A 17,889-nucleotide genomic window follows, 5' to 3' on the forward strand; every position below is an offset into this window, starting at 1 on the left:
CCCGCGTTTTCTTAGCTCAATAGAAGACTGCTGTCAGTCGGCAGCCTGTGAGGCCGAGATGAGCGCGTCCATATCCTTGATCAGCACGGTCTGAGAGGTTTCGAGCGCGATGATATCTTGCTTGCGCAGGCGGGTCAGGGTGCGGCTCACCGTCTCAATCGTCAGGCCGAGGAAATCCGCGATGTCGCTGCGGGTCATCGGCAGGGCGCAGGTGGTGTAATTGCCGATCGGCCTGCCGGTGCGCTCCGCCAGCGTGATGAGGAAGGAGGCAACCTTTTCCAGCGCAGATTTGCGCGCCAGCATCATGAAGTGATCCTGCATCGCCGAAATCTCACGCAGGGCGGCGTTCAACAGCCGTTTATGCGTCTCGTGATCCCCCTCGAAATCGTCGAGCGCATGGCGGCGGTGGGCGATCACCTCTGCCGTCTGGATCGCCTCGCAATCGCTGTGATGAAGCGCGCCATTGGGAAAGCCGATGATGTCGCCGGGCAGGCCAAAGGCGATGACCTGCCGCCGCCCGTTGTCGAGCACGCGGGTCAGGCGAAAGACGCCCGAGGTGATCTCATAGATATGGTTGGCGATATCGCCCTCGCGAAACAGATGGCTGCCGACCGCCTGCCGCCTGCGCGGCGATTGCGCGGCGGGGGTGCGGGAGCAAAGCTGCGCCTCGGGCACTTTGGTTGCGGGGGTGAACTCATTGGATAGCGTCACGTACATGCGATCGTCCTTTCTGCGGCGCCGTCACATTCTCAAGCGCATGTCGCAGAACGACCTTTGGTCTCGTATCCATTTGTAACGCTTTGTCGCAGGGAATGGCGTGGCGGGTGGTGCTCGCTTGGGTTGCGGATTATACAAACGCAACTTTTGGGGTGATGGGCGTGACCGCGAAGAAGATCCTTGTTGTTGATGACGATGCCAAGATCCGGACGCTTCTGAGGCGCTGCCTTGAAAGCGACGGCTACCTTGTGACCGAGGCGCATGACGCGCAGAGCGTGGGCGCGGCCTTCGCGGCGGAGGCATTCGATCTGGTGACCTTGGATCTGAACCTCGGCGCGGAGGACGGGCTGGACATCGCGCGCGACCTTCGCCGCGATCATGACGTGCCGATCTTCATGGTGACGGGCAAGGACGATGTGATCGACCGCGTTGTCGGGCTGGAGCTGGGCGCGGATGACTATCTGACCAAACCCTTCCATGTGCGTGAGGTCTTGGCCCGCGTCAAATCCGTCCTGCGGCGAAGCGGCAAACGCGAGGCGGAGACGCCCGCGCCGCAAAGCGCCGACCCTTGGCTTGCGCTCGACGGGTTGAAGATCAACCTCGACCGGATGCTGCTGGTGGGCCGGAACGGGCAGGAGGGGGATCTGACCACGGCTGATTTCAAACTCTTGGCCGCCTTTGTGAACCACGCGAAAAAACCCTTGTCACGCGACCGGTTGATGGATCTGATCGACGGGCAGAATTGGGCGCCCTTGGACCGCACCATCGACAACCAAGTGGCACGGCTGCGCAAGAAGGTCGAGCGTGATCCGGCGCGTCCGCTATTGATCAAAACGGTGCGCGGGGTGGGCTATGTGTTGACCGAAAGCCCCACCGCCACCTCGGTTTAATCCTGTAACAAGGCGCGAAACGCTTCGGCCAGATCCGCTTGCCTATAGGGTTTGCGTAAGAGGGAGAAGGCATGGCTCTCTTCCTCGCCGCGCAGGACGTTTTCGGAAAAGCCCGAGGTGATCAATATCCGCAGATCGGGCATTTCCGCCGCGACCCGTTTGGCCAGCGCATGGCCCGACAACTCCCCCGGCATCACCAGATCGGTAAAAACCACGTCGATGTCATCGCGGTCTTGCAGGATGTCCCAAGCCGCATCGCCGGTGGTCGCCGTAACGCAGTCGAACCCCAGCGACTCCAGCCGTCGCTCCGACAGGCGCAGGACCATCGGGTCATCCTCGACCAGCAGCACGCGCAGGCCGGTGCCGATCCCGGCGTGCTGCTCTGGCGCGTCGCTGGAGGCCGTCCGCGCGCTGGTGCTGTCCACGAGGGCGGGGAAATAGAGGCTGATCGTCGTGCCCTTGCCCAATTCGCTGTAGATCGCGATATGCCCGCCGGATTGCTTGATGAAGCCGTAAACCATCGACAGGCCCAGCCCCGTGCCTTGGCCGACCGGTTTGGTCGAGAAAAACGGCTCCATCGCGCGGGTGCGGGTCTCAGCAGACATGCCTTCGCCCGTGTCCGCGATCGACAGGCGGATGTAGTTGCCCATGTCGATGCCGATTTCTTGTGCGACATAGGTGTCGTCGAGCTGCATGTTGCGGGTTTCCAGCGTGATTTTACCGCCCGAAGGCATGGCGTCTTGGGCATTGAGCGCGATGTTGAGCACGGCAGTCTGAAGCTGGGTGGCGTCGACCTTGGCCAGCCAAAGATCCTCGGCAAAGCCCGTCTCGACCGCGATATGCGCGCCGATGGTACGTTTGAGCATCGCCACGGCTTTTGAGACTTCGGCGTTAAGGTCGATCTCCGCCGCGTTCAAAGTTGTCTTGCGGGCAAAGACCATCAGGCGCGAGGTGAGGTCCGCGCCGATCTCTGCCGCCTCCAACGCGTCCGAGATCAGCGCGCCGCTTTTGGCCGAGGTTTCCGACATCTCCAGCAGTTCCAGATTGCCAATCACGACCGTCAGAAGGTTGTTGAAATCATGCGCGATGCCGCCGGTCATCTGGCCGATGGCATCCATCCGTTGCGAGCGGGCGCTGGCCTCCTCGGCGGCTTTTCGGCGCGACAGATCGTGCATAATGCCGACAAAGGCGACCTCGCCCGAGATATCGGCGCGGCCCACGGAAAGATGCAGCGGGAAGACACTGCCATCGGCGCGCAGCCCTTCCACGTCGCGGCCCACGCCGATGATGCGTTTCTCTCCGGTCTCGAGATGGTGGCGCAGGAAGCCGTCATGTTGAACGGCCATGTCTCCCGGCATCAGCATGCGCACGTTTTGCCCTACCAAATCCTCAACCGGATGGCCGAAGAGCGTGGCCGCCGCCTTGTTCACCCGCAGGATATTGCCCGCGTGATCCGCCACCACCATGGCATCGACGGCGGCGTCCAGAAGGGCCAGCAGAACGGGGCTTTCGTCGTTGATCTTCATGCGAGGGTTCCGTCTGTAGGGGCTGCGGGGCAGGGCATCCGATAGCGTGAGAGGGGGCGGGGGCGCAATGCAGGGCGGGGGCGCGCTAAGTGCCCGAGGGCTGTCTCCCGAACCACGCCTGTCCTACCACTGGATCGCTTCCAAATAGTCGAGCAGATTGGCGAAATCGGTTTCCAGCACCTCCCCATCCGCGCCGCCATTGGGGTAGACGTGGCGCAGGCCAACGGCGGAGAAGTCCGGCATGGGTGAGGCGGGGTCGTCTTTTGCAAGCTGGCCCATGACAAAGCGGCTGACAAACTCGCGCGGGAAGTAGCCGTCGTTGCGCTGTTTCAGCCCGGCCAAATCCGGCGGCACCACATCCAGATGCAAGGACATCGGACCGCCGCCTTCGCCCTGCGCCCCGTGGCAGGCGGCGCATTCCTTAGCATAGACCCGCTGCCCCGCGCGCACCCGGTCGGTGTCGCCAGAGGACCCCTCCGAACAGCCGGAGAGGAGGGCGCAGGATAGCCCGGCGAGGGTAGCGAGGTGAGGGCGCATAGGGGGTCCTTTCGATGGGCTTTAGTGCGACAGAAGCACAGGAAAGGCGCTTTGTTCAATCAGGCTGCGGGTCGTGCCGCCAAAAACCATCTCGCGCAGGCGGGAGTGGTCATAGGCGCCCATGACGATCAGATCGGCCCCGGTTTCTTTGGCGCGTTTCAGGATGGCGGTGCCAATGTCCTCGCCTCCGCTGGCATATTGCTGCACGGCAACGTTGCAGCCTTGGTGGGTCAGCCAAGCGGCGACATCGGTACCGGGGTTTTCCCCGTCATAGGCCGAGATCGAGACCGGGTCGAAAAGCGCCACGGTAACCTCCCGCGCATTGCGCAGGATTGGCAGAGCGGCGCGGGTCGCTCGCGTGGCGGGAATGCCCGCTTTCCATGCGACGAAGACCGATTGCGGGTCAAAGCCACCTTGGCCTGCGCGGTGTTGAGCAAAACGGGCGCGGCGGACTCGAAGAGGGCGGCATGGACGATGTCCTCGAACAGGCGCTTGTCTTCGCGCAAGTCCGTGCCGATAAGCACCGCGTCACAGGTCAGCCCCGCCCGCGCCACCGTGTTGCGTAAGGCGGAGGCATCGCCACAAACCGCGCGCACATCCGCGCTGGCGCCTTGGTCGGTGAGATACAGGGAAAATTCCGCGCGCTGTTTTTCGACCGCCTCGCGGGCCGCGTCCACATCCGCCTGCCAGCCCGCGGGGAGGGAATAAGTGCTGAGTTCGCCCACCCCCATCGAATAGACCGGGACGGCAGGGGTTTCGCTGAGCAGAAGAACGATCAGATGCGCGCCCCGGGTCTGCGCCTCGCGGGCGAGGGCCTCTAGCTGATTGGGCCGGGCATCGACCCCCAGCACGACTGTGATTGTAGCATTTTGCATGGCGACGCTCCTCATGTGACCCCGGCCATTATGGGGCGGGCGGGGCGCGGCTGCATTGATCTGGATCAAGCGGGAGGAGGACTGCGGAAAGAACCGTAGGCGGCAAGCGCCGGAAAAGGGTATCGCCCCCGCACAAAGGGGGGCGATACCTGCGTCAGTTAAAAGCTGATCGACGCGGTCAGGCTGACAGTGCGGCCCGGTTCGGTCAAGGGCACCACATTGGCAAGCCCAAGCCCATCGGAACTGCGGCTTGCATAGGTCGCGTCGAACAGGTTCTGCACGTCCATGCGCAGGTTCAGGTTCTCCATCCGCCGCGGTTTGTATTCCGCGTAGAGATTGACCACCTCATAGCTGTCGAGCGACACATCGGTATCGTCGTTCTCCAAGGCGATCTGCGCGGTCGCCCCGATGCGCCACTCCTCGGTCACGTCATAGCCCGCTTCGAAGCCAAAGATATGGCCAACTGGACGGCCAAGGTAATAGGCGGTCGTAGCGGTTGTCGCGTCGTTGGTTTGCACATCGGCATAGGTGTAGTTCAAGGTCGCGAAGCCGCGCGCGCCGGTATAGGTGACCGACCCGTCGAAGCCGCGCGATGTCAGATCGTCCACTGCACCGCGTGCACCGCTTGAGGGCAGAACGGCGTTGATGTCTTCGATCTCAGTGTCGAAGAGCGCGCCTTTGACCGCCCAAGGGCCGCTGTCGTAACGCAGGCCAAGACGCACCGCATTGGCGCGCGAGGTGGTGAAGCCGTCATAATTCCACGGGGTGCGGAAGTTGACCAATGCAGCCTCACCCAACTCATAACCGCCCCAGCTGGAGGCGGCCCCGGCGTTGAGGGTCCATTGATCGTTCAAGACGTAATCGACAGAGCCGTTGAGGCTGGCGCCGCTGGCGTCAAAATCGCTCCCATCGGCGCCTTCGAAGGACGCCCAGTCATAGCGTCCGCCGTAGGATACGGAGATGCGGTCCGACAGATCCTGCCGTGCCTGTGCGAAGATACCGATGTTGCTAAGCTCTTCGCGGCCGCTCGAACTGCGCGGGCTGACCGTGTTGTCATAGCCTTCGGCGCTTTCGTCAAAGAAATCGACACCGACATTGACGCTGCCGTTGCGGAGCGTGAACTCGTTGCTGAGCACACCGCTGAGGCTTTTGTTCACACCATAAAGCGAGCCTACGTCCATCGCCTGCTCGTTGTAGCTGAGCTGCGCATAGGGCGCCCAGATGCCCGAGGGGTTCTCGTCTTCATAGGTCAGGCTATAGGATGTGCGTTGCGACAGCGCTTCATAAAGCACCGTGTCGCGCCCGATCACATCGGCAAAGTCGGGGCGGATGAAGCCACCCTGAGATGCGCGCAGGCCGCTGTCAGTGGTCTCAGAAGCAGAGAAGCTCAGACGTTTCCCGCTTTGGGAGGTATAGGCGAATTTCGCGATATAGTCGGTCAGGTCCGCCCGCGTGCCGGTGATGGTGCTGCCCGAGCCGTCATCATAATCGTCGCCCGTCGCCCGGGTGCCGCTCAGCAGATAATCGAAACCGTCGTTCTGCCCGAAGAGGGTCAGGGTGTTGCGGAACCCTTGGCCATTGCTGCCATAGGACAGCGTGTAGCGACCTCCAAAGGGATCATCCCCGTCCAGCAAATCGCGGGCGTCTTTGGTGGTATAGGCGATAGAGCCCGCCAGCGCGTTTGGTCCCTGATCCGCCGGGGCAAGCCCCGCGCTGACCTCAACGGATTTCAGCAAGGCCGGATCCAGCAGGACGTTGCCGGTATGGTGGAAGGCCGATTTGTTCTGTCGCGCACCATCGATGGTGACGGAAAGCAGGCTTTCCTCGATCCCGTTCACATAGACCTTCTGCGCGATCGGCGCGCCGCCGCTGGCAGTGATCGCGGATTCGCCGGCAAAGACATCGGCCACGGTCGCCGGGTTGCGCTGTTCGATTTCGGTTTCGGTGATCTCGTCATTGCCCAAAACGGCCTGTGCGGCTGAGGTCTGAATGCGCAGCACGCCGAGATCGAAGGCGGTGTCGTCTTGCGCATAGGCGAGAGTGGCGGTCGAGCACATCAGCCAAGAGAGCGCGACGCGCTTGGCGGTAGTGGTTTTCATTTTATTGTCCCTTGTAGAAATCCTTGGCTGGCTGGGACTCATGAAACCGCTTGCTTGCTCTGCGCGGATAGTTGCGTCAATCCGCCGAAATGTTCAAGGCGCGGATTTGGCTAAAGCGGGAGGGGGGCGGCTGCGGCGTTGGATTTCTACGCGGGTGCTTGGTCTTTAAGCAGATCGGTTTGGAGGACAGTGACGTCGCGGCTTGCGCGGCGACTGACCATCGTCTTCGTATCGGGCGAAATAAGCACCACGCCCAAGGCGTTAGTGGCGGAGAGACAGGGATTCGAACCCTGGGACCCCGTGAAGGGTCAACGGTTTTCGAGACCGCCCCGTTCGACCACTCCGGCACCTCTCCGCGGGGGTCTGGGGGGTCCGTTTAGTCGCCTTTTCCAGCAGTGGCAAGAGGGGTTTTGCGCATCAATTGAAAGTTTGGGGATTTTCATTGCGCCGAGGCTGGTAGAGCCTAAGTTTAAAGGCAGAATTCTGCGAAAGGACCGCCCATGTTCCGCCAAAACCGAATGAGTGCAGCCCCTTTGTCATGGCGTTGATGCTGCTCGTCGCGCTTGCCCTGCCGCTGCGGGCGGCGGATCGCGGCGCGTTGGAGCGGTTTTTGGAGGTAACCGGCTTTGACGTGGCGTTGGAGAGCATTCGCCTGTCTGCCGATTCCGCGCCTGAGATGTTGGGGCTGCAAAGCGAGGATTTCGGCTCGGAGTGGTCGCGGCTGGTGCGCGATGTTTTTGACACCGAGTTGATGCACGACATGGCGATGGATATCCTTGCCGAGACGCTCAGCGATGACCTGTTGGATCATGCCGCTGGGTTCTATGCCTCCGATCTGGGCCAGCGTTTGGTGGCGGTCGAGAATAAGGCGCATATGGCTGAGGATGATGGGCTGAAGGCCGAAAGCGGTGCCGCCATCATCGCGGGGCTTGAGCGGATCGGCTCCCCCGGTTGGAGACCCTGCGGCGCTTGAACGTGGCCAGCGATGTCGAAGAAATTTCGGTCCGGGCCATTCAAGAGGTGCAGATTCGTTTCCTTCTGGCCGCCGCGGCGGCCGGGGTGATCGAATTGCAGATGGAAGAGCCGGACCTGCGCGGGGCGATGCGGGCGCAGGCGGATGAGCTGGGCGCGCAGATCGCCGCTAACGCGCTGGCCAACGCCGCCTATACCTATCAATCCTTCTCGGACGAAGACCTTGCCGCCTATGCCGAGGCGTTGGAGCATCCCAAGATGCAGCAAGTCTATACGCTGATGAACGCCGTTCAATATGAGATCATGGCCAACCGGTTCGAGGCCGTGGCCGCGCGGCTTGCGGCCATGCAGCCCAGTCAGGACATCTGATGCGGGCTTGGGTTTTCGCGCCGCTTCTGTGGCTTCTGGCGCTGCCTGCTTGGGCCGATGCGCGGATGACTGTGCTGGTCGACTTGTTGGAGCTTCGCCAAGCGGCGGTGATCCTCAGCGATGAAGGGCAGGCCCATGCGGAGGTGCTGAACCAAGACATTCTGGGCGGGCAGGGCGGCCCAGCCTGGCAGATGCAGGTCGAAAGCATCCACGATCCCGAGCGTATGGTCGAAATGGTCCGCCGCGCCTTAGAAGAGACGATGACGGCGGAGGAGGTCGAAAAGGCGATCGCCTTTTATTCCACCGAACTGGGGCGTCGGATCGTTGGGCTGGAGAATGCCGCCCGTGCCGCCATCGCCAAGCCTGAAATCGAGCAGATTGCGCGGGCGAACTATGGGGTGCTGGCGGGGGACGGTGATCCGCGGGTGACTTTGATCCGCCGATTGATCGACGCTTCCGATATGATCGACCGCAATGTCGGCACGGCGCTAAACAGCAATTTCCAATTCCTGCGCGGCATGCGCGATGGCGACGCGCTCAAGGACAGTGATGAAGACCTCTTGGCCGATGTTGGCGCCGATCTGGATGCGGTGACCGAAGATACCTCCGTCTGGTTGCACGCCTATATGCTGCTGGCCTATCACCCCTTGAGCAACGCCGAAATTGCGCAATATGCGGCCTTTGCCGAGACACCGGCGGGCCGGGCGCTCAACCGCGGGCTTTTCGACGGGTTCGGTCGGGCCTATGAGGATATCTCCTACGGGCTGGGGCGCGCATTGGCGCTGAACATGGTGGCCGAAAGCCTCTGACAGGCCCTAGGGGCGGGGCCAAGAAAACCTACTTGACTTGCGCCGCTATTCCGAAGATAAGCCCGCATCCCGGCGGGTAATCCGTTTTCGGGATTGTTTTTTAATGACGCCCCATGGGCGCGCTGTTCGAGGCGGATCGGCCGGAAAGCCATCCACAAACTCCCAAGCGGGTGCCACAGAACGCGGATGACAGAAAAGGAAGACGCATGTTTGCGGTCATCAAGACAGGCGGCAAGCAATACAAGGTTCAAGCAGGCGATATGCTGCGCGTTGAACGTATTGCGGCCAATGCTGGCGAAACAGTCCAGTTCAACGAAGTTCTGATGCTGGGCGGCGACAGCCCCGTGCTCGGCGCGCCCACGGTTAAAGATGCAGGCGTTCAGGCCGAAGTCGTCGATCAGATCAAAGGCGAAAAGGTCATCAACTTCGTCAAGCGCCGCCGGAAGCACTCTTCCAAGCGCACCAAGGGTCACCGTCAGAAGCTGACTCTGGTCAAGATCACCGACATCCTCGCCTCCGGCGCAGAGAAGTCGGGCGTATCCGAAGCTGTCGGCACAGGCTCCGTAAGCGCCGCCGCCGTGGCTGCCATCACCGGCAAGACCGATGAGGCTGCGCAGATCAAGAAGGCCAAGAAGGCGAAAGCCACCAAGGCCGCTCCGAAAGCCGAGAAAGCCGACCAGATGTCGGAAGCTGGCGCGGACGACCTGAAGGCGCTGAGCGGCGTTGGCCCCGCACTTGAGAAAAAGCTGCACGAAGCGGGCATCACCTCCTTCGCTCAAATCGCAGCATGGACCGAAGCGGATATCGCTGAAGTTGACGAGAAACTGTCTTTCAAAGGCCGTATCCAGCGTGAAGGCTGGGTCGAACAGGCCAAAGAAAAGACCAAAGGCTAAGGAGAGACCGAGATGGCACATAAAAAAGCAGGCGGTTCATCCCGTAACGGGCGCGACTCAGCTGGTCGTCGCCTTGGCGTGAAAAAATACGGCGGCGAAGCCGTCATCCCCGGCAACATCATCGTGCGTCAGCGCGGCACCAAGTTCTGGCCTGCCGAAGGCGTTGGCATGGGCAAGGATCACACGATCTTTGCAACCGTCGACGGCGCTGTGACCTTCCACAAAGGTCTGAAAAACCGCACGTTCATTTCGGTTCTGCCACGCGCGGAGGCCGCTGAATAAGCCGTACCCCAAAGGGTTTGAAAAAATCAGGGATCGGCGATACCGCCGGTCCCTTTTTCTTTTTCGGAAAGACCCCCGATGTTTTTGTTTTCCAGTTTAGGGCCCATTGGCCTGCCGGGCCGTTTCTCCGCTCTTTGCGGAAGGCGGCTGAATTTTGATAAAGTCGTTACATTCGGCAGGGAGGAATATGTCGAATGTGTCAACGCCTCGGCGCGCGGGTTGCGCGCGATCGGGGCAGGGGCGGCCCGTCTGGCCAAAGGCCCCCAATCCAGTCTGTTCGGAGGAGGAACATGACGATGCAGTTGGAAGCGATTGTGAACCAACCCCTTATTGAGACAGAGCGGTTTGACCTGCGCCCGGTGCGCCGGTCCGACATGGGCATGATTGAGATGTATGCCAGCGACCCGCGGGTCGCCAATGCCACATCCTCGATCCCGCATCCGCTGCCGCCCGGCAGTGTTGAGGCCTATGTCACCCGCGCCATGTCCGATGACCGTGAAGAAGACGTCTGGGTCATGGACGGTACCCGCGCGGACAGTTCCGAAGTGATGGGCGTGATCTCCCTCACCCGGCTGGACCGCAACCAATCCGAAATCGGCTATTGGGTGGCACCGGCGTTCTGGAACACGCATCTTGCCTCTGACGCGGTGCAGGCTTTGGTAAACGCTAACCCTTTGGGCAATGACGCGCTTTTTGCCTCTGTTTTCCATGACAACCCGGCCTCGGCCAAGGTGCTGACCAATGCGGGCTTTGTCTATCTCGGCGACGCGGAAACCTATTGCTTGGCCCGCGATGCTGCCGTACCCACATGGACCTATAGCCGCAAGCTGTAGCTCCGTTTCCCGTGCCTGAAAGGCAAGACCATGAAGTTTCTCGACCTGTGCAAAGTCTACATCCGATCCGGCGCCGGGGGCGGCGGCTGTGTGTCGTTCCGGCGTGAGAAATATATCGAATATGGCGGCCCGGATGGCGGGGATGGCGGCACCGGCGGCTCGGTCTGGGCCGAGGCGGTCGATGGGCTGAACACGCTGATCGACTTTCGCTATCAGCAACACTTCTTTGCCAAGAACGGCCAGCCCGGCATGGGCAAACAGCGCACCGGTAAGGACGGTGAGGATATCATCCTGCGGGTGCCCGTGGGCACGGAGATCCTCGATGAGGATCAGGAAACCGTCATCGCCGACCTGACCGAGCTTGGCCAGCGCGTGCAGCTTGCGCGCGGCGGCAATGGCGGCTGGGGCAACCTGCATTTCAAATCCGCGACCAACCAAGCCCCCCGCCGCTCGAACCCCGGGCAGGAAGGGGTGGAGCGGACCCTCTGGCTGCGGCTCAAGCTGATCGCCGATGTGGGCCTGCTGGGCCTGCCGAATGCGGGCAAGTCGACCTTCCTTGCGAGCACGTCGAACGCGCGGCCTAAGATTGCCGATTACCCATTCACCACGTTGCACCCCAACCTTGGCGTGGTCGGTGTCGATAACACTGAATTCGTGGTGGCGGATATTCCCGGCCTCATCGAAGGCGCCTCCGAAGGGCGGGGTCTGGGCGATCTTTTCCTTGGCCATGTCGAGCGTTGCGCGGTGTTGTTGCACCTCATCGACGGCACCTCTGAAACCGTGGCCGAGGATTACCACACCATCATCGGAGAGCTGGAGGCCTATGGCGGCGATCTGGCCGAAAAGCCGCGTGTCACTGTGTTGAACAAAGTTGACGCTTTGGATGAGGAAGAACGTGCAAGCCGTTTGAAAGAATTGGAAAAAGCCTCTGGCGGCAGCGTGATGATGATGTCCAGTGTGGCTGGCGAAGGCGTGACGGAAGTATTGCGCACCCTGCGCCAGAACATTGACGAAGATCGCCTGCGGTTCCGCAGCACCGAGGAAGAGACGCCTTGGCAACCCTAAGCACCGCCCGCCGTGTCGTCATCAAGATCGGCTCCGCCCTTCTGGTGGACCGCGATAGCGGCAATCTGCGCCGGGACTGGCTGACTGGATTGGCGCAAGATGTCTTGTGGCTCAAGGGCTTAGGCTGCGATGTTGTGCTGGTATCGTCTGGCTCCATCGCGCTTGGCCGGGGTGTTCTGGGCCTCCCGCCGACCGTCTTGGCGCTGGAACAGGCGCAGGCCGCCGCGGCGGTGGGGCAAATCCGCCTTGCCCGGGCTTATGAAGAGGTGCTGGCCCCCACGGCATCACCACGGCGCAGGTGCTGGTAACGCTGGAAGACAGCGCCAACCGCCGGCGCTACCTCAACAGCCGCGCGACATTGGAGCAGTTGCTCTCGCTCGGCGTGGTGCCCATCGTGAATGAGAATGACACGATCGCGACCGATGAAATCCGCTTTGGCGACAATGACCGTCTCGCCGCGCAGATCGCGGTGACGGTGGGGGCGGATCAGTTGATTTTGCTCTCCGATGTGGATGGTTTCTACAGTGCCAACCCCTCACAGGACCCCACCGCGAAACGCTATGACGTGATCGATAGCATCACCCCCGAGATCGAGGCGATGGCCGGTGATGCCGGGTCGGGCCTGTCCAAAGGTGGTATGAAAACCAAGCTGATGGCCGCGCGCACGGCGACAACGGCGGGCTGTGCGATGGCGATCACCGATGGGTTCGTCATGCGCCCGCTCACCGCGCTAGAAAGTGGGGCGAATGCCACTTGGTTCAGCGCGCAGAGCGATCCACAGGCCGCGCGCAAGCGCTGGATCGCCGCGATGAAACCGCGCGGGGCAGTGACCTTGGACGCCGGAGCCGTGGCGGCTTTGGCGCGGGGCACATCCCTCTTGCCGGCCGGGGTGACCGCCGTTGAGGGGCGTTTTGAACGGGGCGATAGCATCGCCATGTATGATCCCGCCGGTCACGCGGTGGGCCATGGTCTCAGCCGCTATTCGGCGGAGGAGATCGGGCAGATCAAAGGCCACAAGAGCGCGGAGATTGAGGCGCTTTTGGGCTATCCCGGGCGGGCGGCCTTGATCCATCGCGACGATATGGCGCTCTAAGAGAAGATGAAGACAGGGGCATAAGGCTATGAACGACATCGAAAATATCTCTGAACTGATGGCCGATATCGGCGCCCGCGCCCGTGCAGCGGCAGCGCAACTGGCAACCGCCACGGCCGAGAGGAAACACGCCGCCCTGATCAGCGCTGCCGATGCGGTCTGGAAAAACCGGGCCGAGATCATTGCCGTCAATGAGCAAGACCTCGCCTTTGGCCGCGACAAGGGGCTGTCGGACGCCATGATGGACCGGCTGATGCTGAACGAAGAGCGTATTTGCGGCATGGTCGACGGGCTGCGGTCGGTCGCGGAACAGGTCGATCCGGTGGGCGAGGTAATCGCTGAATGGGACCAGCCCTCGGGCCTGAACATTCAGCGGGTGCGTACCCCGCTCGGCGTGATCGGCGTGATCTATGAATCACGCCCTAATGTGACGGCGGATGCCGGCGCGCTTTGTCTCAAAGCGGGCAATGCGGTGATCCTGCGCGGCGGGTCGGAAAGCTTTCATTCATCGCGTGCCATCCACGCTTGTCTGCAACAGGGGCTGCGGGATGCGGGCATGCCCGAAGACGCGGTGCAATTGGTCCCGACGCGCGACCGGGCGGCGGTGCGTGAGATGCTGACGATGACCGATACCATCGACGTGATCGTGCCGCGCGGCGGCAAGGGGCTTGTCGGCTTGGTCCAGCGTGAGGCGCGGGTGCCGGTCTTTGCCCATCTGGAAGGCATCGTGCACATCTATATCGACGCCGAGGCGGACCCCGAGAAAGCGTTGAAGGTCGTGCTTAACGCCAAGACACGGCGGACGGGCATTTGCGGCGCGGCGGAATGTCTTTTGATCCATGAGGATGTGGCCAAGACGATTGGCAATGGCGTGATCCGGGCGCTGATCGACGCAGGCGTCGAAGTGCGCGCTGATGCAGCCTTGCAGGATGTCCCCGGCACGGTCCCGGCCAGCGATGCGGATTGGGGGCAAGAATACCTCGATATGATCGTCGCGGCGCGGGTCGTCCCCGATCTGGACGCTGCGATGGCGCATATTCGCGAGTATGGATCGGGGCATACCGATTGCATCCTGACCGAGAATGCGGAGACCGCCGCGGCGTTCTTTAACGGGCTGGATTCGGCGATCCTGATGCATAACGCCTCGACCCAATTCGCGGATGGGGGAGAGTTCGGCATGGGCGCAGAGATCGGCATCGCCACAGGCAAGCTTCATGCCCGCGGCCCCGTTGGCGCGGCGCAGTTGACGAGCTTCAAATACCTCGTGCGTGGCGAGGGGACCGTGCGCGGCTGACCTTTAGTAAGACAGGGTCAGTGCCGTATCGCTGTTGTCGAGCGTGATTTCTTTCCCCTGCGCTTCGGCCAGAATTGGCAAGAGCGCGAATTGAACCTGCGCGGGCTGTAGCGGCCGGTCCGGCCCGGGCTGTGTCAGCAGCGCCCAAAGTTCAGGGTCTATCGCGATTTTGTCGGCCTCGGCCTGTAGGGACCAATGGCCTGCCTCTTCGGCGATGGTGATCCGCCCGCCGTGGTGCAGGGCCGTTTCGATACAGAGCAGCGCGAGGAAGGCCATCCGTACGCAATTGCGCGATTGGGGGCTTGTGACCTGCCAATCAACCTCAACCCGCGAGGCGGCATAGAGATCACGTAGGATCGAAGTCACCTCGTTCTGGCCCATGGTCTGATCGCCCGCGGCCCCAAAGGCGATGCGGAAAAAGCGGATCCGGGCCGAGGCGCTTTCGACGCTTTGACCGATCAGGGCAAGCTCAGGCCCCGGGGCGGCCCCGGTGCCCGCCATCTGAAGCAATTCAAGCCCGTTGTTGATGGCCCCAATTGGCGATATCAAGTCGTGGCAAATGCGGCTGCCGATCAGGGCGGGCAGGTCAATGTTAAGCTGGCCCATGGTGGCCCCTTGGAATGATTGGAAACGGCATGGATGATCTGAACGCGCTGCTGACGCCGGGCATGTTGGTGATGCATCCGCAGCATCCCGAATGGGGCACGGGACAGGTGCAAAGCAATATCGGCGGCAAGGTGACGGTCAACTTTCGTGACCAAGGCAAAGTGGTCATAGACAGCTTTCGTTTGGAATTAATGCCGGTATTTGATGAGGGATGACCCTTTCCAAATCCTTAATGGTGGAAGAAAATTTTCTTAAAGCAACCTTAAGGAGAGTAACCGATTTCCGCTTTCCCTGCAACTGTTGCGCCCGCGCAGCCGATTGCCTATCAGGCGGAGACTTTCATTTCGGGCATAGGATTGGCCGATGCCACGGGGCGTAGCAGCAGATTTTCAGGTCAGATTGGCGCAGACGGAGGCCGATGTGCAGGCGGCACAGCGGCTGCGGTATGACGTTTTCGTGCGCGAGTTGGGCGGCGGCGGGCCGATGGTCGATCATGCCGCCGGGTTGGAGCGGGACCGGTTCGATCCCTACTTTGACCATCTGCTTTTGACCGACCGGCGCTGTGGTAAATTGGCGGGCGTCTACCGGGTGATGCGAGGCGATATGGCCGCGCGGGCAGGGGGCTTCTATTCGGCGGCGGAATATGATCTGGCGCCGCTTGTCCAGTCGGGGCGTAAGTTGTTGGAATTGGGGCGCTCTTGCCTTGACCCCGCTTATCGCGGTGGCACGGCGATGCACCACCTTTGGGCCGCGCTTGCAGGCTATGTTGCCGAATATGAGATCGAGGTTCTCTTTGGCGTGGCGAGCTTTCACGGCACCGACACCGCGGCTCTGGCCGAGCCGCTTTCGCTTTTGCATCACCGGCATTTGGCACCGCCCGAACTGCGGGTCCGCGCGCGCGAATACGCGCCCATGGACCTGATCCCCGAGGCCGAGTTGGACCGGCGCAAGGCCATGCTGGCGGTGCCGAGCCTGATCAAAGCCTACCTTCGGCTGGGCGGCACCGTGGGCGAGGGGGCCTATATCGACCGGGCCTTCAACACCACGGATGTTTGCCTGATCCTTGATACGAAACAGATGAGCGCGCGGCAGATGCGGTTCTATAACGGGAGTGCTGCATGAGCACGACTTGGGACAGCGACCAGCCGCCGCCAGAGCGGCGTTTGACGCTTGCCGGGACGCTGCGGGTCATGCTGCGCGGCGCGGCCTTGGCGATTTTGGTTTTCGGCGGGTTACTGGTCTTGCTGCTGCTGCGCTTGATCGAGCGGCCAATTTTCGGCCTGCATCGGCCCATCACCCCCCATATCACGCAGATGGTATGCCGCGCGGCGTTCTGGGTGCTGGGCATGCGCTTTATCCGCCGCGGCACCCCGATGGAACGGCGCGGCGCGGTGGTGGCCAACCATACCTCATGGCTCGATATTTTTGCGCTGAATGCGGCCAAACGGATCTACTTCGTCTCCAAATCCGAGGTGGCGGGCTGGCCCGGCATCGGCTGGCTGGCGCGGGCGACGGGTACCGTTTTTATCCGCCGCGACCGGGCCGAGGCGCGCAACCAGACAGAGGTGTTTCGGACCCGCCTCTTGGCCGGGCATAAGCTGCTATTTTTCCCCGAGGGGACCAGCACCGACGGGTTTCAAGTGCTCCCCTTCAAGACCACGCTGTTCGAGGCCTTCTTTGATCCGGCCTTGCGCGATGAGATCGCGGTGCAGCCGGTCAGCGTGATCTACCACGCGCCGCAGGGTGAAGATCCGCGGTTCTATGGCTGGTGGGGGGATATGTCCTTTGGCGCGCATCTGCTAACGACGCTGGCCGCGGCCCGGCAAGGCGCGGTCGAGGTGGTCTATCACCCGCCGTTGCCGGTGGCGGAATACACCGGGCGCAAGGCGTTGGCGCAACGCTGCGAGGCGATCGTGCGCGCGGGGCATGCTCAGGCAGATGCTGATGGCGGGCCGCGCCTGCAATAAGCTCTTGCGCTGCGCCGCGCGCTGGCCTATATGCGCCCCACTTGAACCCGCAGTCGGGGTTGGGCCTTTTGGGGAGAAATCCCAGATCGTCCGCCGGTTGGCAGCATGAGGCTGTCATACCCCCGATGAGGCTAAACCGGAAAGGTATAAAGACATGGCTCTTCCTGAGTTCTCCATGCGCCAACTGCTCGAAGCAGGCGTACACTTTGGTCACCAGACACAGCGCTGGAACCCCCGCATGGGCCCGTATATCTACGGCGCGCGCAACGGCATCCACATCATGGACCTCACACAGACCGTCCCCATGCTGGACGAAGCGCTGAAAGTGATCCGTGACACCGTCGCCAAGGGCGGCAGCGTTCTCTTCGTCGGCACCAAGCGTCAGGCCGCTCAGCCGATCGCCGACGCCGCAGAGAAATGCGCACAGTATTACATGAACCACCGTTGGCTCGGCGGTACGCTGACCAACTGGCAGACCGTTTCGCAGTCGATCAACCGCCTGAAAAATATCGACGAACAGTCCGAGCGCGGCTTCGAAGGCCTGACCAAGAAAGAGCGTCTTGGCATGGAACGCGACCAAGCGAAGCTCGAAGCGTCGCTGGGTGGTATCCGCGAAATGGGCGGTCGCCCTGACCTGCTCTTCGTCATCGACGTGAAGAAAGAGTCGCTGGCCATCGCAGAAGCCAACAAGCTGGGCATCCCGGTTGTGGCCGTGGTTGACACCAACTGCTCGCCCGACGGTGTTGATTACATCATTCCCGGCAACGACGACGCGGCCCGCGCCATCGCGCTCTACTGCGATCTGGCATCGCGCGCCGCTCTCGACGGCATGTCGGCTCAGCTGGGTGCGGCAGGCGTTGACCTGGGCGCCATGGAAGAAGCCCCCGAAGAAGAAGCCGTGAGCGAAGAAAGCACCGGCGTCGAAATCGGCAACGCGTCCGAAGAGACTCTGCACGACGATGCCATGGGCAAAGACGCGCCGCTGGACATCGAATCCAAGAAAGAGACCGTCGCCAAAGCCGAAGGCTAAGCGTCACGGACCTGAAACACGGGGCAGGGTAA

Annotated in this window: 20 protein-coding genes, 1 tRNA gene and 1 pseudogene; 14 read left to right on the top strand and 8 right to left on the bottom strand. The window is 61.9% G+C overall.

Going from position 1 to position 17,889, the window contains the following annotated elements:
- Positions 1–33: 33 nt before the first annotated feature.
- Positions 34–717 carry a helix-turn-helix domain-containing protein gene (locus CUR85_RS15080; protein ID WP_067267904.1) on the bottom strand — a complete coding sequence of 228 codons (684 nt, stop codon included), beginning with the start codon at positions 715–717 and terminating at the stop codon, positions 34–36.
- Positions 718–872: 155 nt separating this feature from the next.
- Here CUR85_RS15080 and CUR85_RS15085 point away from each other — a divergent pair, with 155 nt between their 5' ends.
- A complete protein-coding gene (locus CUR85_RS15085; RefSeq protein WP_067267919.1) occupies positions 873–1,607 on the top strand; it encodes a response regulator in 735 nt (244 codons plus the stop codon).
- Here the strand turns inward: CUR85_RS15085 and CUR85_RS15090 are convergent.
- The 6 genes from CUR85_RS15090 to CUR85_RS15115 all read right to left on the bottom strand — a co-directional run bounded on the left by CUR85_RS15090 (position 1,604) and on the right by CUR85_RS15115 (position 6,999).
- A complete protein-coding gene (locus CUR85_RS15090; RefSeq protein WP_067267903.1) occupies positions 1,604–3,133 on the bottom strand; it encodes a PAS domain S-box protein in 1,530 nt (509 codons plus the stop codon). The two genes, CUR85_RS15085 and CUR85_RS15090, sit on opposite strands and share 4 nt — an antisense overlap.
- Positions 3,134–3,256: 123 nt before the next feature.
- Positions 3,257–3,670: a c-type cytochrome gene (locus CUR85_RS15095; protein WP_067262103.1), complete on the bottom strand. Its 414-nt coding sequence runs from the start codon at positions 3,668–3,670 to the stop codon at positions 3,257–3,259.
- Positions 3,671–3,691: 21 nt separating this feature from the next.
- A complete protein-coding gene (locus tag CUR85_RS15100; protein ID WP_280322803.1) occupies positions 3,692–3,976 on the bottom strand; it encodes a universal stress protein in 285 nt (94 codons plus the stop codon).
- Positions 3,901–4,545, bottom strand: coding sequence for a hypothetical protein (locus CUR85_RS15105; protein ID WP_280322804.1), 645 nt, complete (start codon positions 4,543–4,545; stop codon positions 3,901–3,903). The genes CUR85_RS15100 and CUR85_RS15105 overlap by 76 nt, the downstream gene beginning before the upstream one ends.
- A gap of 158 nt (positions 4,546–4,703) precedes the next feature.
- Positions 4,704–6,644: a TonB-dependent receptor domain-containing protein gene (locus CUR85_RS15110; RefSeq protein ID WP_067262100.1), complete on the bottom strand. Its 1,941-nt coding sequence runs from the start codon at positions 6,642–6,644 to the stop codon at positions 4,704–4,706.
- Between the two features lie 265 nt (positions 6,645–6,909).
- Positions 6,910–6,999 (bottom strand) — tRNA-Ser (locus CUR85_RS15115).
- Positions 7,000–7,182: 183 nt separating this feature from the next.
- Here CUR85_RS15115 and CUR85_RS20340 point away from each other — a divergent pair.
- The 9 genes and pseudogenes from CUR85_RS20340 to CUR85_RS15155 all read left to right on the top strand — a co-directional run bounded on the left by CUR85_RS20340 (position 7,183) and on the right by CUR85_RS15155 (position 14,254).
- Positions 7,183–7,617, top strand: coding sequence for a DUF2059 domain-containing protein (locus CUR85_RS20340; RefSeq protein WP_343245459.1), 435 nt, complete (start codon positions 7,183–7,185; stop codon positions 7,615–7,617).
- A gap of 2 nt (positions 7,618–7,619) precedes the next feature.
- A complete protein-coding gene (locus tag CUR85_RS20345; protein ID WP_343245460.1) occupies positions 7,620–7,985 on the top strand; it encodes a hypothetical protein in 366 nt (121 codons plus the stop codon).
- Positions 7,985–8,794: a DUF2059 domain-containing protein gene (locus CUR85_RS15125; protein WP_067262099.1), complete on the top strand. Its 810-nt coding sequence runs from the start codon at positions 7,985–7,987 to the stop codon at positions 8,792–8,794. The genes CUR85_RS20345 and CUR85_RS15125 overlap by 1 nt, the downstream gene beginning before the upstream one ends.
- A 206-nt stretch (positions 8,795–9,000) precedes the next feature.
- Positions 9,001–9,687, top strand: a complete 687-nt coding sequence (locus CUR85_RS15130) for a 50S ribosomal protein L21 (protein WP_067262097.1) — start codon at positions 9,001–9,003, stop codon at positions 9,685–9,687.
- Positions 9,688–9,699: 12 nt separating this feature from the next.
- Complete coding sequence (gene rpmA, locus CUR85_RS15135; RefSeq protein WP_067262095.1) at positions 9,700–9,969, top strand: 50S ribosomal protein L27; 270 nt, start codon at positions 9,700–9,702, stop codon at positions 9,967–9,969.
- Between the two features lie 296 nt (positions 9,970–10,265).
- Positions 10,266–10,802, top strand: a complete 537-nt coding sequence (locus CUR85_RS15140; protein WP_067262104.1) for a GNAT family N-acetyltransferase — start codon at positions 10,266–10,268, stop codon at positions 10,800–10,802.
- A 30-nt stretch (positions 10,803–10,832) separates the two neighbouring features.
- Positions 10,833–11,867 carry a GTPase ObgE gene (gene obgE / locus CUR85_RS15145; protein WP_067262093.1) on the top strand — a complete coding sequence of 345 codons (1,035 nt, stop codon included), beginning with the start codon at positions 10,833–10,835 and terminating at the stop codon, positions 11,865–11,867.
- A pseudogene (proB, locus tag CUR85_RS15150) lies at positions 11,855–12,960 on the top strand (glutamate 5-kinase). Before obgE ends, proB begins: the two are co-directional and overlap by 13 nt.
- A gap of 28 nt (positions 12,961–12,988) precedes the next feature.
- Positions 12,989–14,254: a glutamate-5-semialdehyde dehydrogenase gene (locus CUR85_RS15155; RefSeq protein ID WP_136720505.1), complete on the top strand. Its 1,266-nt coding sequence runs from the start codon at positions 12,989–12,991 to the stop codon at positions 14,252–14,254.
- Between the two features lie 3 nt (positions 14,255–14,257).
- Here CUR85_RS15155 and CUR85_RS15160 read toward each other — a convergent pair whose 3' ends face one another.
- Entirely contained in the window at positions 14,258–14,860 is a 603-nt protein-coding gene (locus CUR85_RS15160; RefSeq protein ID WP_067262089.1) for a histidine phosphotransferase family protein, read from the bottom strand.
- 29 nt (positions 14,861–14,889) lie between these two features.
- Here CUR85_RS15160 and CUR85_RS15165 point away from each other — a divergent pair, with 29 nt between their 5' ends.
- The 4 genes from CUR85_RS15165 (at position 14,890) to rpsB (ending at position 17,857) form a co-directional block, all read left to right on the top strand.
- Positions 14,890–15,075 carry a DUF3553 domain-containing protein gene (locus CUR85_RS15165; protein ID WP_067262087.1) on the top strand — a complete coding sequence of 62 codons (186 nt, stop codon included), beginning with the start codon at positions 14,890–14,892 and terminating at the stop codon, positions 15,073–15,075.
- Between the two features lie 148 nt (positions 15,076–15,223).
- The gene (gene olsB / locus CUR85_RS15170) at positions 15,224–15,982 is read left to right on the top strand and encodes an L-ornithine N(alpha)-acyltransferase (protein ID WP_067262083.1); all 759 of its coding nucleotides are present in this window, start codon (positions 15,224–15,226) and stop codon (positions 15,980–15,982) included.
- Entirely contained in the window at positions 15,979–16,827 is an 849-nt protein-coding gene (gene olsA, locus CUR85_RS15175; protein ID WP_067262082.1) for a lyso-ornithine lipid O-acyltransferase, read from the top strand. Before olsB ends, olsA begins: the two co-directional genes overlap by 4 nt.
- Before the next feature lie 154 nt (positions 16,828–16,981).
- Positions 16,982–17,857, top strand: coding sequence for a 30S ribosomal protein S2 (gene rpsB, locus CUR85_RS15180; RefSeq protein ID WP_067262080.1), 876 nt, complete (start codon positions 16,982–16,984; stop codon positions 17,855–17,857).
- The last annotated feature ends 32 nt before the right edge of the window (positions 17,858–17,889 follow it).

It is taken from the genome of Sulfitobacter faviae (genome assembly GCF_029870955.1).
Classification (GTDB): Bacteria; Pseudomonadota; Alphaproteobacteria; order Rhodobacterales; family Rhodobacteraceae; genus Sulfitobacter; species Sulfitobacter faviae.

Bases quoted from the DNA above. Each gene is read 5' to 3' on its own strand.
- CUR85_RS15080 (WP_067267904.1), bottom strand. From the start codon at position 717: ATGTACGTGACGCTATCCAATGAGTTCACCCCCGCAACCAAAGTGCCC.
- CUR85_RS15085 (WP_067267919.1), top strand. From the start codon at position 873: ATGGGCGTGACCGCGAAGAAGATCCTTGTTGTTGATGACGATGCCAAG.
- CUR85_RS15090 (WP_067267903.1), bottom strand. From the start codon at position 3,133: ATGAAGATCAACGACGAAAGCCCCGTTCTGCTGGCCCTTCTGGACGCC.
- CUR85_RS15095 (WP_067262103.1), bottom strand. From the start codon at position 3,670: ATGCGCCCTCACCTCGCTACCCTCGCCGGGCTATCCTGCGCCCTCCTC.
- CUR85_RS15105 (WP_280322804.1), bottom strand. From the start codon at position 4,545: ATGCAAAATGCTACAATCACAGTCGTGCTGGGGGTCGATGCCCGGCCC.
- CUR85_RS15110 (WP_067262100.1), bottom strand. From the start codon at position 6,644: ATGAAAACCACTACCGCCAAGCGCGTCGCGCTCTCTTGGCTGATGTGC.
- CUR85_RS20340 (WP_343245459.1), top strand. From the start codon at position 7,183: ATGGCGTTGATGCTGCTCGTCGCGCTTGCCCTGCCGCTGCGGGCGGCG.
- CUR85_RS15125 (WP_067262099.1), top strand. From the start codon at position 7,985: ATGCGGGCTTGGGTTTTCGCGCCGCTTCTGTGGCTTCTGGCGCTGCCT.
- CUR85_RS15130 (WP_067262097.1), top strand. From the start codon at position 9,001: ATGTTTGCGGTCATCAAGACAGGCGGCAAGCAATACAAGGTTCAAGCA.
- rpmA (WP_067262095.1), top strand. From the start codon at position 9,700: ATGGCACATAAAAAAGCAGGCGGTTCATCCCGTAACGGGCGCGACTCA.
- CUR85_RS15140 (WP_067262104.1), top strand. From the start codon at position 10,266: ATGCAGTTGGAAGCGATTGTGAACCAACCCCTTATTGAGACAGAGCGG.
- obgE (WP_067262093.1), top strand. From the start codon at position 10,833: ATGAAGTTTCTCGACCTGTGCAAAGTCTACATCCGATCCGGCGCCGGG.
- CUR85_RS15155 (WP_136720505.1), top strand. From the start codon at position 12,989: ATGAACGACATCGAAAATATCTCTGAACTGATGGCCGATATCGGCGCC.
- CUR85_RS15160 (WP_067262089.1), bottom strand. From the start codon at position 14,860: ATGGGCCAGCTTAACATTGACCTGCCCGCCCTGATCGGCAGCCGCATT.
- CUR85_RS15165 (WP_067262087.1), top strand. From the start codon at position 14,890: ATGGATGATCTGAACGCGCTGCTGACGCCGGGCATGTTGGTGATGCAT.
- olsB (WP_067262083.1), top strand. From the start codon at position 15,224: ATGCCACGGGGCGTAGCAGCAGATTTTCAGGTCAGATTGGCGCAGACG.
- olsA (WP_067262082.1), top strand. From the start codon at position 15,979: ATGAGCACGACTTGGGACAGCGACCAGCCGCCGCCAGAGCGGCGTTTG.
- rpsB (WP_067262080.1), top strand. From the start codon at position 16,982: ATGGCTCTTCCTGAGTTCTCCATGCGCCAACTGCTCGAAGCAGGCGTA.